15 protein-coding genes are annotated in these 13,174 nt (G+C 51.4%); 6 read left to right on the top strand and 9 right to left on the bottom strand.

Annotated elements, in window-relative coordinates; translation table 11 throughout:
- Nucleotides 1–8: 8 nt before the first annotated feature.
- Nucleotides 9–530, bottom strand: a complete 522-nt coding sequence (locus tag AACZ64_RS10190) for a histidine phosphatase family protein (RefSeq protein ID WP_293615246.1) — start codon at nt 528–530, stop codon at nt 9–11.
- A 115-nt stretch (nt 531–645) separates the two neighbouring features.
- On the opposite strand from AACZ64_RS10190, the gene AACZ64_RS10185 reads away from it, so the two are divergent.
- From AACZ64_RS10185 to AACZ64_RS10170, 4 genes are all read left to right on the top strand, one after another.
- Nucleotides 646–999, top strand: a complete 354-nt coding sequence (locus tag AACZ64_RS10185) for an ArsC family reductase (RefSeq protein WP_293615245.1) — start codon at nt 646–648, stop codon at nt 997–999.
- Nucleotides 1,000–1,021: 22 nt separating this feature from the next.
- Entirely contained in the window at nt 1,022–2,053 is a 1,032-nt protein-coding gene (gene dapD, locus AACZ64_RS10180; protein ID WP_293615244.1) for a 2,3,4,5-tetrahydropyridine-2,6-dicarboxylate N-succinyltransferase, read from the top strand.
- Between the two features lie 137 nt (nt 2,054–2,190).
- Nucleotides 2,191–3,327, top strand: a complete 1,137-nt coding sequence (dapE, locus tag AACZ64_RS10175) for a succinyl-diaminopimelate desuccinylase (RefSeq protein WP_293615243.1) — start codon at nt 2,191–2,193, stop codon at nt 3,325–3,327.
- A gap of 181 nt (nt 3,328–3,508) precedes the next feature.
- Complete coding sequence (locus tag AACZ64_RS10170) at nt 3,509–4,513, top strand: DUF481 domain-containing protein (protein WP_339640003.1); 1,005 nt, start codon at nt 3,509–3,511, stop codon at nt 4,511–4,513.
- Nucleotides 4,514–4,523: 10 nt separating this feature from the next.
- On the opposite strand, the gene AACZ64_RS10165 is transcribed toward AACZ64_RS10170, so the two are convergent.
- Together AACZ64_RS10165 and AACZ64_RS10160 are read right to left on the bottom strand one after the other, a co-directional pair.
- Nucleotides 4,524–5,267 (bottom strand): class I SAM-dependent methyltransferase, encoded by a 744-nt coding sequence (locus tag AACZ64_RS10165; RefSeq protein WP_339640026.1) that lies wholly within the window; start codon nt 5,265–5,267, stop codon nt 4,524–4,526.
- A gap of 55 nt (nt 5,268–5,322) precedes the next feature.
- Nucleotides 5,323–5,973, bottom strand: coding sequence for an OmpA family protein (locus tag AACZ64_RS10160; RefSeq protein WP_339640001.1), 651 nt, complete (start codon nt 5,971–5,973; stop codon nt 5,323–5,325).
- Between the two features lie 146 nt (nt 5,974–6,119).
- On the opposite strand from AACZ64_RS10160, the gene AACZ64_RS10155 reads away from it, so the two are divergent.
- Entirely contained in the window at nt 6,120–6,554 is a 435-nt protein-coding gene (locus tag AACZ64_RS10155; RefSeq protein ID WP_339639999.1) for a hypothetical protein, read from the top strand.
- Between the two features lie 374 nt (nt 6,555–6,928).
- Here the strand turns inward: AACZ64_RS10155 and AACZ64_RS10150 are convergent, their stop codons facing one another.
- The 6 genes from AACZ64_RS10150 to fabV form a co-directional block, all read right to left on the bottom strand.
- Nucleotides 6,929–7,702, bottom strand: coding sequence for an MBL fold metallo-hydrolase (locus AACZ64_RS10150; protein WP_339639997.1), 774 nt, complete (start codon nt 7,700–7,702; stop codon nt 6,929–6,931).
- A gap of 2 nt (nt 7,703–7,704) precedes the next feature.
- Nucleotides 7,705–8,748 (bottom strand): outer membrane protein assembly factor BamC, encoded by a 1,044-nt coding sequence (gene bamC / locus AACZ64_RS10145; protein WP_339639995.1) that lies wholly within the window; start codon nt 8,746–8,748, stop codon nt 7,705–7,707.
- The gene (gene dapA / locus AACZ64_RS10140) at nt 8,745–9,659 is read right to left on the bottom strand and encodes a 4-hydroxy-tetrahydrodipicolinate synthase (RefSeq protein WP_339639994.1); all 915 of its coding nucleotides are present in this window, start codon (nt 9,657–9,659) and stop codon (nt 8,745–8,747) included. Before dapA ends, bamC begins: the two co-directional genes overlap by 4 nt.
- 261 nt (nt 9,660–9,920) lie before the next feature.
- The gene (lpxL, locus tag AACZ64_RS10135) at nt 9,921–10,853 is read right to left on the bottom strand and encodes an LpxL/LpxP family Kdo(2)-lipid IV(A) lauroyl/palmitoleoyl acyltransferase (RefSeq protein WP_293615238.1); all 933 of its coding nucleotides are present in this window, start codon (nt 10,851–10,853) and stop codon (nt 9,921–9,923) included.
- Nucleotides 10,854–10,938: 85 nt separating this feature from the next.
- Nucleotides 10,939–11,172 (bottom strand): DUF2789 domain-containing protein, encoded by a 234-nt coding sequence (locus AACZ64_RS10130; RefSeq protein WP_293615236.1) that lies wholly within the window; start codon nt 11,170–11,172, stop codon nt 10,939–10,941.
- 165 nt (nt 11,173–11,337) lie between these two features.
- Entirely contained in the window at nt 11,338–12,525 is a 1,188-nt protein-coding gene (gene fabV / locus AACZ64_RS10125) for an enoyl-ACP reductase FabV (RefSeq protein ID WP_293615235.1), read from the bottom strand.
- A 174-nt stretch (nt 12,526–12,699) separates the two neighbouring features.
- Here fabV and AACZ64_RS10120 point away from each other — a divergent pair, with 174 nt between their 5' ends.
- Entirely contained in the window at nt 12,700–13,095 is a 396-nt protein-coding gene (locus AACZ64_RS10120; RefSeq protein ID WP_272981058.1) for a DoxX family protein, read from the top strand.
- Nucleotides 13,096–13,174: the final 79 nt, after the last annotated feature.

The raw sequence follows: 13,174 nt of genomic DNA, 5'->3' as shown, positions 1-13,174 counted from the left end.
ATGCTCATCTAGCCCGGCCCCAATGAAATGGCTTTTCCGCTGACACTTTTTGGGAAACCAAAATAGCTCAACTCGGCCATGCCGGCGCCCAAATCCTGCCAATGGTTTACGTCAACCTGCATCAGGGCAATACCACAGGTGGGAATTTTATCGATCTGCATCAGGGTGAGAAAATTTACCAGATCAGTTATGGCCGGATTGTGACAAATCAGGGCAAACCTGTCGGCATCTCTGTCTAGAGATCGCAGCCAGGCCAGAATATCTTCGTAATTAAACGTGTACAGAGGCGTGACCACCTCCAGCTTCGCGTCACTCAACCCCAGACTGGGCATCAACCACTCAGCCGTTTCCATGGCCCTCACCGCCGGACTCGAGAAAACCCGCTTCAGAGAGACCGGCTCCTCCTGTAACCTGCGCCCCATCTCCGGGGCGTTCAACCGACCACGGCGATTAAGGGGCCGATCCAGATCCGGCAAGGTAGCATCTTTCCAGCTGGATTTGGCATGACGAATCAGTGCGATCGTCTTCATGGTGTTCTCCCGTGAATGCTTGGCCCAAGTTTGCTATCCTTCGCCGCTGCTTAAACCCGATTATGTATATTGATGCTTGATAACGCCAATTCATGACAACCACGTGACAAATCCTATGGCTGAACCCATTCTCTACGGCATCAAGAACTGCGATACCGTCAAAAAGGCACGACATTGGCTGGATGAACAACAGGTGAGCTATCGCTTCCACGACGTCCGCACCGACGGTCTGGACTCGCAAATGATCGAGCGCTGGATCACCACTGCCGGTTGGGAAAAAGTGCTCAACAAGGTGGGCACCACCTGGCGAAAACTGGACCCGGCTGTCAAAGAGCATGTCTCTGCAGACAATGTTGTCGACCTGCTTATGAAATACCCGACCATGATCAAACGCCCGGTGCTGGACCAGAACGGTACTATTACCGTCGGCTTTCGGCCAGATCAGTACACTTTACTTTTTAACCTGTAATCTTCCGGAGATATAACAACCAATGACACTCTACAGCTTTGGATTGGGCATCGGCACCCAGAATAACAACGGCGAATGGCTCGAGGTTTTCTACCCAAAACCCCTACTAAACCCCGGAGATACCTCCCTTACTGCAATTAAGACTGCGCTGGAAATCCAGGGTAAAAACCAGGTGATAACACTCACCGATGAGCAACTGGATACGCTTGCTGCAGCCTTCGCAACGACGGGAGAAGAAGAGCAATCGAGCATTGCCAGACAGTTTCAAAAGAGTTCTCGCCCGGTAGTGGCCACGCTGCTTGTCAGCGACGACGCCCCAGCCTCTGTCCCCGAGGGTTACCTGAAATTGCACCTGCTATCCCATCGCCTGGTAAAACCCAACACCACAAACCTGACCGGGCTCTTCGGCGTGTTGCGCAATGTTGCCTGGACCAATGAGGGTGCCATCGACATAGGGGACTTGCCCGCCCGACAGTTACAGGCTCGCCTGGCAGGCTCCCCTCTGTCTGTAGACAGTGTGGACAAGTTTCCCAAAATGGTGGATTACGTTGTCCCCGCAGGTGTTCGCATCGCCGACACGGCAAGGGTACGCCTCGGCGCTTATATCGGTGAAGGCACCACTATCATGCACGAGGGCTTCGTGAATTTTAACGCCGGTACCGAGGGTACCAGTATGGTAGAAGGCCGGATCTCTCAGGGTGTGTTCGTTAAATCCGGCTCAGATTTGGGCGGTGGCAGCTCTACCATGGGCACGCTCTCCGGTGGCGGCAATATCATTATCACTATTGGCAACCAGTGTCTGTTGGGCGCCAATTCAGGCTTGGGGATTCCCCTGGGTGACCGCTGTACCGTGGAAGCTGGGCTCTATATCACCGCCGGAACCAAAGTAAGCCTACTGGATGATCAGAACCAGTTGGTAGGACAAACCAAAGCCAGAGAACTGGCTGGCAAGGATGACCTGCTCTTCCGCCGAAATTCGGCGACTGGTGCCGTGGAATGCCTGACCAATAAATCTGCCGTAGAATTGAACGAGGCGTTGCACGTATCCAATTAGGATATCTGCCAGTCCGGTCGTCCTGTGGCGCTCCGGGCTGACTCCGCCACCATATGCTGCCTATGGGCAGACAATGCTAGTGGCCTGAGCTGTCCCAGCTCGTTAAACTTGTGATGACTGCCCCGGAGTATCACTGAATGACAACCCTTTCCCCCACTCTTGAACTGGCCTGTGAACTGATCAAACGTCGCTCCGTAACGCCGGCGGACGAGGGGTGCCAGCAACTGATGATTGAGCGCTTGGAGGCCATCGGTTTTTGTGTGGTCAGGCTACCCTTCGGCGATGTGGATAATTTTTGGGCCGTGCGCGGTGAAAGAGGCCCAACGCTCTGTTTCGCCGGACATACCGATGTAGTGCCCACGGGGCCAGAAGGTGACTGGCAACATCCGCCTTTCTCCCCCCACATTGAGAACGGCGTTCTCTACGGCCGGGGAGCTGCCGATATGAAGGGCTCACTCGCCGCGATGATTACGGCGGTAGAACATTTTGTTGCCACACAACCAGACCACCCCGGACAGATCGCTTTTTTGATCACCAGCGACGAAGAAGGTATCGCCACAAACGGCACGGTGAAGGTGGTGCAATGGCTACTGGACAACGATAAAATTCCTGATTGGTGCTTGGTGGGAGAACCGTCGAGCACCAAACGCGTAGGTGATGTGATCAAAAACGGGCGCCGCGGCTCGCTGGGAGCTGAGCTGATAGTCAGGGGCATCCAGGGGCATGTGGCCTATCCACAACTGGCGGATAACCCCATCCACAGGGTGGCTCCAGCACTGGCCGAACTCGCCACCGAAAGTTGGGACAACGGCAACGATTTTTTTCCTGCCACCAGTTTTCAAGTATCCAACATTCACTCCGGCACCGGTGCCACCAATGTGATTCCCGGGACCGTGCAGGTACTGTTCAACTTCCGCTTTTCGACCGAAGTGACCGTCGAGCAGCTTAAATCCCGCACTGAAATGATTTTAAAACAACATCAGCTTGACTATGAACTCCAGTGGCACCTCAGCGGGCAGCCCTTTCTGACCGAACGAGGGCCACTGGTAGAGGCTACGGTGGCCAGTATCCGAGAAATCACCGGCATTGAGGCGCAACTTTCGACAGCAGGAGGCACCTCTGATGGTCGCTTCATTGCCCCCCATGGCTGTCAGGTCGTCGAACTGGGACCCGTAAATGCCACGATTCACAAGGTCAACGAATGTGCCAGCATCGAGGATATTGACGCCCTCGAAAAAATTTATCGGCGTATTCTCGAGAAACTATTGACTTAAGGTCACTCTCGCACCCGGGATTATCCACTCTATACCCACACACTACCCACTACTCACTGCCGGCATCCGGGCTTTGAGCGGTCTGATACGCCTCACATATTCTCATTCACAGTGGATATTCGATGACGGTTTTTGTAGGGTGCCAGTCTTTGCATCGATCAATCACCAACAAGGACTGAAAATGCCGGATTTGAGTAACCTTTCCCACCGCCTGATGTTATTGGTCTGCATGCTACTCCCGGTAATGTCACTTGCAGGTGAGATCACTTTAAAAAACGGGGATATTATCCACGGCGAACTGGATTCATTGAATGAGAACCAAGTTATCTGGAAATCAGACATCTTCGGTCTGATCAAAATCCCCAAAAACCAGGTTACCGATTTCAATTCCTCCTCCAGGATGCCGTTAGTCACCAGTCCTGATGAAACAGCCACCAACTGCTCCCTGACAATGGAGGAGACTGTTACCGGCCACTGCGATGAGGGTACAAAACCATCACTACCCTTCATGACGCTTGTGGCCATGGAACCACCGAAGGCTTTTACTGGCGACGTTCGGTTTGGCTTCAACCGCAAAGACGGTAACACCAATACAGAGAATCTCGACTTCATTGTCAGGGCACAGTGGCTACAGGAACAGTTCAGACATGAAACCGAATTAATAGCAGAATCAGAGAAAACTGATGGCGTTGTGGTAGATGAGCACTACGAAACAAACTACCAGCTGAATTATGATTTTACCGAGCGATGGTTCAGCTACGGTCGTCTGGGCTATACAAAAAACCGCTTCAGTGCCATTGACGAGCAATATCAACTGGGTGCAGGCGCTGGTCGTCGCATCAACCTTGCCAACCAGATGAAACTGAATTTACAGCTCGGCGCGGCCTTTCTGGTTTCCCACTATGACGGATCGGACTCAGAAAAAGACCTGGCTGGGCGTTGGAGAATGCGCATGGATTGGCCCATACCCGGAACAGACATGATGTTTTTCCACGAGAATGAATTTTTCTGGGCTGTGGACGACTTCAATAACAATCAGACGGAAAGTAGTACCGGCATTAAAATACCACTGCTCGGCAATCTGTTCAGTGAACTTCGATATGATTTCGATTATGTCAATCAACCCGGTGATGGGCAAGAGAGGGCCGATGAAGAATGGGTCATTTCACTGGGCTATCAATGGTGACAGGTCAAACTCAGGGAAGTTTTTGCAGGGGGTAAACATCAAAACGGGTAGATTTTCCCTTGAGAGAATAGCCCGGTTCACAGCCATTCAGGACCGGGGCGTGCACGGGCCGCTTCACAACAACACGGTAACGCGCCTTACCGAGGGCCACTGACAATAACTCCCCGGCATCGTCTACCCCAACGAGCTGATGAAAAATCTGCATTTCTTTTTTCACTTTGCTGGACTTTTCTCTGGAGGGAAACATGGGATCGAGATAAATCACATCAGGGCATTGCTGATCTGTCAGTGTTTTCAGGTAATCGACCGAGTCCTGGCAGACTGTGTTAATACGCTGCAGAATCTCCGCCAACGGCGGATCTTCTTCCACCTCGTCACCAGCACGAGAAAGCCCGTCGGCAAGCAACGCATAAATAATGGGGTTTCGCTCAATCATGGTTACCTGCGCCCCCAGGGAAGCCAGAATGAAACCATCGCGGCCCAGACCTGCAGTCAAATCCAGCAACTTAGGATAGAATCCACTACGGTCGAGGCCAGTGGCCTTGGCGATGTCCTGCCCCCTGCCGCCACCATACAAACGACGATGGCGTGCTGCACCCAAGGCGAACTCGCATCGAACCGGCCCCGGCGCTTTTTTACCCAGTTGTTGTAGCGACAACCCGCCATCATCAACAACTAACATTAAGCACTCTTGTTCCATAGCTAGTGTCGGGGCCACAGACAGGAGTGGCAACGACAGCTCTCTGGAAAGCAAACCGGCCCGGTTTTCGAAGCCGGGCCGGGGCCAGACAGCAAGAAACAATTTTTTGTTACTGGGTAGGGACAAGCTCAAGCTCTACCCGACGGTTGGCTTGTCGCCCCTCTGCCGTATCATTGCTGGCAACGGGGTAACGGTAGCCATAGCCGGTAGTCCAAACACGTCCGCTCACAATTCCCTGGCTTATAAGCAACTGGCCTACACTGCCTGCACGCCGCTCACTCAAGGTCTGATTGTATTCAGCACTACCGGTTGAATCCGTGTGCCCTGCAATACGGATATTGGTTTTATCGAACTCTTTGAGAACGATGGCTACGGACTCCAGCGTGCCAAAGAACTCCGGACGAACTTCGTGACGATCCACACCAAAGGTGATACTGCTGGGCATGACAAGGCGGATGTTGTCACCCTCTCGAACAACCCGAACACCGGTCCCTTCCAGTTTTGCGCGAAGTGCGGCTTCCTGACGATCCATATAATAGCCAATACCACCGCCAACGGCCGCACCGGCTGCTGCGCCGGTCAGAACCCCTTTCTTGCGGTCCCCACTACTGGAGGTGGCTGCACCGATCAAAGCACCTGATACGGCTCCAATACCAGCCCCCTTCGCTGTGTTGCTGGTTTTCTGTTGTCCGGTGTAAGGGTCTGTGGACATACAAGCCGTCAGGGAGATAGCAAGAATGGCTAACAGAATTTTTTTCATGTCACTTCCTCATTAAAACGATAAAACGAACTGCACGTGGATACCTGAAACAATAAACTACTATATTCTTACTAACAGGCTAACAGGACAGGCAACGCGTTGAAATTTGTTGCCTTACTTTAATACAAGACGCGGTTCCCATCCCTATGAAAAAGCACATCCTCTTCGTTTTTGTGGTCATCGGCACACTGTTGAGTGGCTGCGAAAGATATACCTTCACCTTTAACGAACAACCTGTTCTAAAACCAACCGAATTGTTTTCCGGCTACAAAATTCAGGACCCGGCACTTGCTGTCTGTGTTGAACAGGCGATCAAAGACCTTGCCGTGACCCGTGCGAATCAGTTATCACAGCTCAACTGTTCTAACGCTGGTATTGCCAGCCTTTCCGGTCTTGAAATTTTCACGGGCCTTATTATCGTCAATCTGGCACAAAATCAGCTTACTTCTATAAAACCGTTACTCTATTTACCCAACCTCGATAGTATTTCTCTGGAAGGCAATACCTCTCTCGACTGCCCTGATGCGCAACTACTCTCACAGCAGGTAGAGGGACAGATTAAACTCCCGGCACATTGCTGACACCTAACGAATTGCAACAGGATCAGTTGACAACAAACGATAAATAGTTCTCCAAAGTTACCCACAAATTCTGTGGATAACTTTGTGTATTACTTTCGTAAAACTTCGATGAATCCACGCAAAATGGGGCGCTCAAACAAAATGGCTACTTTTTGATCATTACATAAACCCCTTATAAATCATCGAGTTAAGTAATTAAAAAACTTAAATCAATAACTTACAATAGATTCTAAACATTTACTTAAGGTTATTAGTGTAATTGTGGACAATGTAAAACTGATTGATACTGCTTTTGGAGGGCTGACCAGCTTTTCTGCGTTGCCGGGCATGTAACTGCAGTCAGTCAACAACACGGCTTTCCGGCAAAATCGTATTCATACTCGGGACAGTGCCAGCCAATCAACACCGTCGTTCTGGCAGGCATAGTGGATAGAAAACAGATCAGATGGCAGGTTGCTCATCATTGCCTGCACCGCAGCCAGAGAATTGTTCTGCTCACTGATATGACCCAATACCAGCTGTTGCAGCTGGCACGTCTGGATGTTTTGTAACAAATCGAGCGATTGCCGATTGTTCAAATGTCCCCAATCACCGGCAATACGCTTTTTCAACGACGGTGGGTAGGTTCCGTTAGCCAGCATAGCAACATCGTGGTTACACTCGAGGAACAAACCGTGACAACCTTCGAAATGCTCTATGACATGGGCCGTGATACTTCCCAAGTCTGTTAGCACCCCCAGAGACAAGTTGTCGCCACTTCGTACGACGTACTGGACAGGTTCTCTGGCGTCATGGGGCACAGCGACAGGCGTCACAGCAAGATCGCCAATAACAAAATCCAAGTGACTGTCTATCAGTTTTAGATCAATACCGGAGAAAAGTGAAAAGGACAAGGCTCGGTGGGTCCCCGCCGTCATATAGACCGTCAATCCGTACTTCCTGGCCAATGGAAGGACGCCTCGGATGTGATCCCCATGCTCATGGGTCACCAGAATGGCGTTGAGGTCACTGGGTTGTGTACCCAGCCTTTCAAGGCGCTTTTCCGTTTCCTTGATTGAAAACCCACAATCAATCAACAACCGGGTTGAGCCGACATCCACAATCGTAGCGTTACCCCTGCTGCCGCTCCCAAGTGAAGCAAACCGCATAATCAGCTCAAATTGCCGCGGATTACCTTGAGCAATTTAATAGCGAGTGAGCGCTCCAGCTTAGCCCTGCTCTTATCAGCTATCCGCACCTCCACTGTCTGCTCATTGCGAACCAACTCGACCCAATACTCGACAGGGGGCACTTTTTCGACTTTATTGCCAAGATTGAGGACCCATTCCTTGAGCGTCTGCCCCTGCTCTTCAGCAACAATTTCCTGAAACTCAACCTGTAATCTACCCGCTGAACGATTCTGATCGATGATAGTGTAACCGCCCCGGGAGAGCGAGTTGAGCAGGGATGCCCAGGCCCTGTCATAGTTGAGATTCATCTTGATGTAGGGATCAGTATCTGCGGAAGAGACGACCTCAACCTGCTCCTGACCACCGATCGTCTGGGCCAGCAGTGAAACGCTGCCACTGTTAATTTCACTGGCGAGAGAGTTGGAAACGATCTCGACAAATTCCAACTCCCGGGAGTCATCCATCGACTTTGCGGGCCAGGAACCGGCATCGCCTTCCTTGCCAATAGGTGCAGACATCTGCAGGAGGCTGACTTCTGTACTGTTAACACCGATGCCAGGAACTATTTTAAAGCGAAAACGGTGGCTCTTGTCTTCATCGTCCTTGAATTGCAGCCAACCCGTTTCAATAATACCACTACTGGCATCTACCCGGGTCGTGGGGACACTACTGCGCGAGAGAATATTCCTGATTCTTGGCCAAACTTCTTCAGCAGGCTTGTTAATCGCTATCCATCGGCTACCTGAGAATGTCTCAATTTTTACCGTTTCTTCAAAAACATTTTCCGAGAGCGGCTGTGGCCTGGGAACAACAAAATATTCTGAGCCAGCCCCGGCATCAGGAACTGCAGGAACATCGTAAAGCTGACCGATTGCACCTGAGCTTTTGCCCTCGGGCACAATCATGGGAGGGACTTCCTCTGAGAGCAGATAATCATTACTTTTGTCGCGAACAAGATTATTTCCACAACCGGCCATTGCCAGTAACGCCATAATCACTGATAGCTTTTTCAGTGTTGCCTTCATCCAGTGAACTCCGAATTGACTGTTTGTATACCGCTCAGCAGATCAGCCTGCTCAAGAGCTCTGGTAACTTTTAAATGATAGGCCGCAGACAACTCAGTGAGCGGGAGACGTATGGCATGCTCCATCAAACCCATTTCCGCTACAGCCCATTTGACCGGGATGGGGTTGGATTCGACAAACATCGCTTCATGAACAGGAATAAGTCGCTTGTTGATTTCACGTGCTGCATCCACCTCGCCGGCGAGTGCCAAACGACACATCTCAGCCATTAGCTTGGGGGCAACATTGGCCGTAACAGAGATGTCACCATGGCCACCCCTCAGAATCAATTCCAGCGCAGTGAAGTCATCACCCGAATAAATGGCAAAATCCTCAGGGCAGCTACTAACCAACTGGTTAACACGATCCAGGTCACCGGTGGCCTCTTTAATACCGACAATATTGGGGATTTCGGCAAGCCTTGCAACAGTGGCGGGAAGCATATCACAGGCCGTACGACCGGGCACATTGTAGAGAATCTGTGGAATATCCACGGCTTCTGCAATTGCTTTGTGGTGAAGATAGAGGCCTTCCTGGGTGGGTTTGTTGTAATAGGGCGTTACCAGCAGGCAGGCATCTGCACCGATCTGTTGTGCTCGATGGGTCCACTCTATGGCTTCTCTGGTCGAGTTTGCACCAGTGCCAGCAATCACGGGGACCCGACCATCGGCGTCTTCGACAATCGCAGCGATGGTCGCCATATGCTCCTGCACATCGAGTGTCGGGGATTCGCCGGTGGTACCCACAGCGACAATCGCATTGGTCCCCTGGGCAATATGCCACTCCACCAAACGTTTCAGACAATCCCAGTCAACTTCCTGATTATCGCGAAACATGGGCGTAACCAGAGCAACAATACTGCCGGTGATCATCGGAGGAGCCTCAAAATAGCCAAGAAAAATAGAACGCGTAATGGTACTGACCAGCAACCTGGGGCACAAGCGTTATGAAAAAATTAGACACCGGCTTCAGGGTTAATAACAGAAGACCGGGAGGGTTTGATCCAACCAGCCAGAGAAGCAACCGGTATATCAGACCATTGGGCACGACAGTGTTCCCCATCCTGGCTATGCTTTATGGTTTCCGGCCCATCATCCATCATTTCCAGTTTCGTCTGGTCTGGGCAGACTCTGTTATTTGCTACTTTTTGGATAGGGTCTTGACTCGCCGGGCGGGCGGGTTTTAAAGCGCCGGTGAATCCACATATACTGATCCGGTTGCTCTAGAATCATCTTCTCAACCTGCCGGTTAACCGTTTCGGCGTCTGCCAGATCATCACCTGTCGGAAAATCCTGTAAGGGCGGATGCACTTTAATCAGATATCCCCGACCATCGGGCAACCTCACCTGAGAGAAAGGCAGCACAAGAGCGTTGCCGGTTTTGGCAAAACGCGCAGTAGCCGTGACCGTGGCTGCCGGAACACCAAAGAATCGGGCAAACACACTCTGTTTGCGTCCATAATCCTGATCGGGTGCGTACCAGATAATCCTGCCCTGGCGAAGGGCCTTGAACATACCGCGAATGTCTTCCCGGGGATAAACCACCCCCAGCGGGTCTCTTACCCGACGTCCTTTGCTCTGCACATAGTCATACACAGGATTTTTATGGGGGCGGTACATGCCATCAATAGAGTGTTTCGCAGATAAAGCAGATGCGCCGATTTCAAGCGTGGTGAAGTGAATGGCCATCAGTAGCGCCCCCCTCCCCTGCAGGCCATCAATATGCTCCAGACCCTCAAAGGTAATCAACTTATTAAGCCGTTGTGTGGACCACCACCAGGCCATACCAATTTCAAAAAAAGCAATACCGTAGCTGATAAAATTAGCCCGCAGCAACGTCAGGCGCTGCGATTCTTCCATTTCGGGAAAGCACCATCGCAGGTTGATGTCTGCAACTTCTCGACGATAGCGGCTTCGCCAGAACATTATCCGGCCGATGCACCCTCCCAACCAAAGCAACACCGGATACGGAAGGACCACCAACAAACGCCAGCAACCCAGACTTAACCAAGTCAGCCAATAACGGGGGTGGAGAAAGCGCCACTTGAAATCGTGGTTATTAATCATGTCAATTACTGGTCAAAAGGGATAGCCATTATAAAGACGTTGACGTGTAAAACCATGCGTGGGGTGCGGGTTGAAGCGGAAAACACTAGCCCCTGAAGCGGGCATCGAGCTGATCAACCAACTCGGCCCAATCGGCATCGTCACTGATGGCCTCCTCCAGAAACGCTCTCTGAGCCTTATTCCAGAACAAGGCTTCAGCCAATCTCGTTTCAGGGGGCAACGGCTGGTGTAGGGCAATAAAAAGCTCGATGGCGGCTGCGGTGGAGGGCAGCCCCAACTGCTCAAAGAGGGTAGATAAGGAGTGAACGCTGGTATCCATACATGTCTTATAGGCGTTGCCGGAACTATTGGCAATGTTACTTGAAGCAATTTACCCCCACCTGATATTGCAACAGCAGACCACGCTGAGACGCCATTGGCAACAACGACCTTATATAACACCTCTACAAATACCCGCCATTTGACTGCGTTGGCCAGCAAACACTCAGATTAATCCACTGATGGGAACCGCCGGGTCGACATCAGCCTCGTAATCTACGCTGTCAATATCGAAGCCAAAGAGCTTGAGAAACTCATGTTTATAGCCCTTTATATCGGTCAGCTCAGCCATATTTTCATTGGTGACTTTCAGCCAGTCATCGCCAACCCGGTGTTGTATTTCCGGGCGGAGTTCACGTTCGTCCACCCGAATTCGGCCTTCGCTGTCCATGCGTGGAGAGCCGCTGTAAAGACATTCAGTGTAGAGACGATATAGCTGTTCAATACAGCCTTCGTGACTGCCATCTTCCTTCATCGCCTTGAACAGCAGCGCCAGATAAAGCGGCATGATCGGGATCGCAGAGCTGGCCTGCGTCACCACTGCCTTGAGTACCGCTACCCGAGCATCGCCACCGACGTTCGCCAGTTTTTCACGGATCCCCACAACCTTACTGTCCAGGTCTTTTTTAGCCTGGCCAATCGTACCGTGCCAATACAGATCCCAGGTGACTTTTTCACCCACATAGGTAAATGCTGCCGTTTTCGCTCCAGAGGCCAACACATCAGCCTCTAGCAGCGCATCTATCCACATTTGCCAATCCTCACCACCCATAACCGCTACGGTGTTGGCAATCTCCTGTTCTGTGGCCGCTTCCAGCGAAAATTCCTGAACTTCTTCCTTATCCGTGTTGATACCCCGCAAGGTTACATTCTTGCCGATGGGCTTCAGGGTTGAATTGAATACCTCGCCCGTCTTCGGGTGCTGTCGCCGGGGAGAGGCCAGACTATAGATCACCAGATCCACCTGCCCCAGATCGGCTTTGATCGTATCAATGGTCTTTTGCTTTATTTCATCGGAAAACGCATCTCCATTGATGCTTTTCGCGTAGATACCCTGCTCGTCCGCAAACTTGTGAAAAGCTGCCGAGTTATACCAACCGGCTGAGGCGGGCTTTTTCTCACCACCCTCCTTCTCAAAAAAGATGCCAAGTGTTGAGGCTCCGCAGCCAAATGCTGCCGTGATTCGGGCGGCCAGACCATACCCTGTGGAAGCGCCTATCACCAGCACCCGCTTGGGACCATCTACCGGTCCCTGACGCTTGATGTAATCAATCTGTTCTTTGACATTTGCCTCACAGCCAACCGGGTGGCTGGTAATACACATAAAACCGCGAACTCTCGGTTTAATAATCATTGCCTATCTCCACAGGAACCCCGAGGGGCGTCAGTTAAAATAACGCCGCAATGATACCCCGAAGGCAGCAGTGCTCCAAGAAACCTCCCGGAATGCGTATTAAAGGAATTGCCCCACTGGTACTATCCCGTTAAATTGGACGTTGAAACCCGCTTATACCGGAGATTACTGGTTATGACCTACTATGAAGAGCTCGCAAAACTGGTCTTGCGCATCGCTGTCGGGCTGCTCGTTTTATTACACGGCATTGCCAAGATCCTTAATCCGGATTCACTGGGCTTTATTGGTAGCAAGCTGACAGAGTTTGGCATGCCGTCAGAGATTGCCTATGCCGTCTATCTCGGCGAGGTATTAGGTCCGCTGATGATTATTTTCGGTTACTTCGCCAGAGCCGGGGCGCTGTTGGTCATTGGCAATATGTTGGTGGCTATCTTGTTAGTCCATGCCGGCGAGCTTTTCCAGCTAACCAGTCATGGTGGCTGGGCGCTGGAACTACAGGGCCTCTATCTTTTAGCCGCACTGGCTATCGCGCTACAGGGCAGCGGCAAGTACGCCATTCGCCCGGACTGATCCTTCAGGGTGCAGATAACACAAGGTTGCCTGTATCTGAGGGTTATCGATCTGTTAGAATTAAACGTTTCCAGACCCT

The organism is uncultured Porticoccus sp., from assembly GCF_963975625.1.
Lineage (GTDB): Bacteria > Pseudomonadota > Gammaproteobacteria > Pseudomonadales > Porticoccaceae > Porticoccus.
Note: the sequence above shows the minus strand (reverse complement) of the source record. Positions and strands in the feature narration are given on the sequence as shown.

Coding starts and splice junctions, on each gene's coding strand:
- AACZ64_RS10190 (WP_293615246.1), bottom strand. CDS start 530: ATGAAGACGATCGCACTGATTCGTCATGCCAAATCCAGCTGGAAAGAT.
- AACZ64_RS10185 (WP_293615245.1), top strand. CDS start 646: ATGGCTGAACCCATTCTCTACGGCATCAAGAACTGCGATACCGTCAAA.
- dapD (WP_293615244.1), top strand. CDS start 1,022: ATGACACTCTACAGCTTTGGATTGGGCATCGGCACCCAGAATAACAAC.
- dapE (WP_293615243.1), top strand. CDS start 2,191: ATGACAACCCTTTCCCCCACTCTTGAACTGGCCTGTGAACTGATCAAA.
- AACZ64_RS10170 (WP_339640003.1), top strand. CDS start 3,509: ATGCCGGATTTGAGTAACCTTTCCCACCGCCTGATGTTATTGGTCTGC.
- AACZ64_RS10160 (WP_339640001.1), bottom strand. CDS start 5,973: ATGAAAAAAATTCTGTTAGCCATTCTTGCTATCTCCCTGACGGCTTGT.
- AACZ64_RS10155 (WP_339639999.1), top strand. CDS start 6,120: ATGAAAAAGCACATCCTCTTCGTTTTTGTGGTCATCGGCACACTGTTG.
- AACZ64_RS10150 (WP_339639997.1), bottom strand. CDS start 7,702: ATGCGGTTTGCTTCACTTGGGAGCGGCAGCAGGGGTAACGCTACGATT.
- bamC (WP_339639995.1), bottom strand. CDS start 8,748: ATGAAGGCAACACTGAAAAAGCTATCAGTGATTATGGCGTTACTGGCA.
- dapA (WP_339639994.1), bottom strand. CDS start 9,659: ATGATCACCGGCAGTATTGTTGCTCTGGTTACGCCCATGTTTCGCGAT.
- lpxL (WP_293615238.1), bottom strand. CDS start 10,853: ATGATTAATAACCACGATTTCAAGTGGCGCTTTCTCCACCCCCGTTAT.
- AACZ64_RS10130 (WP_293615236.1), bottom strand. CDS start 11,172: ATGGATACCAGCGTTCACTCCTTATCTACCCTCTTTGAGCAGTTGGGG.
- fabV (WP_293615235.1), bottom strand. CDS start 12,525: ATGATTATTAAACCGAGAGTTCGCGGTTTTATGTGTATTACCAGCCAC.
- AACZ64_RS10120 (WP_272981058.1), top strand. CDS start 12,700: ATGACCTACTATGAAGAGCTCGCAAAACTGGTCTTGCGCATCGCTGTC.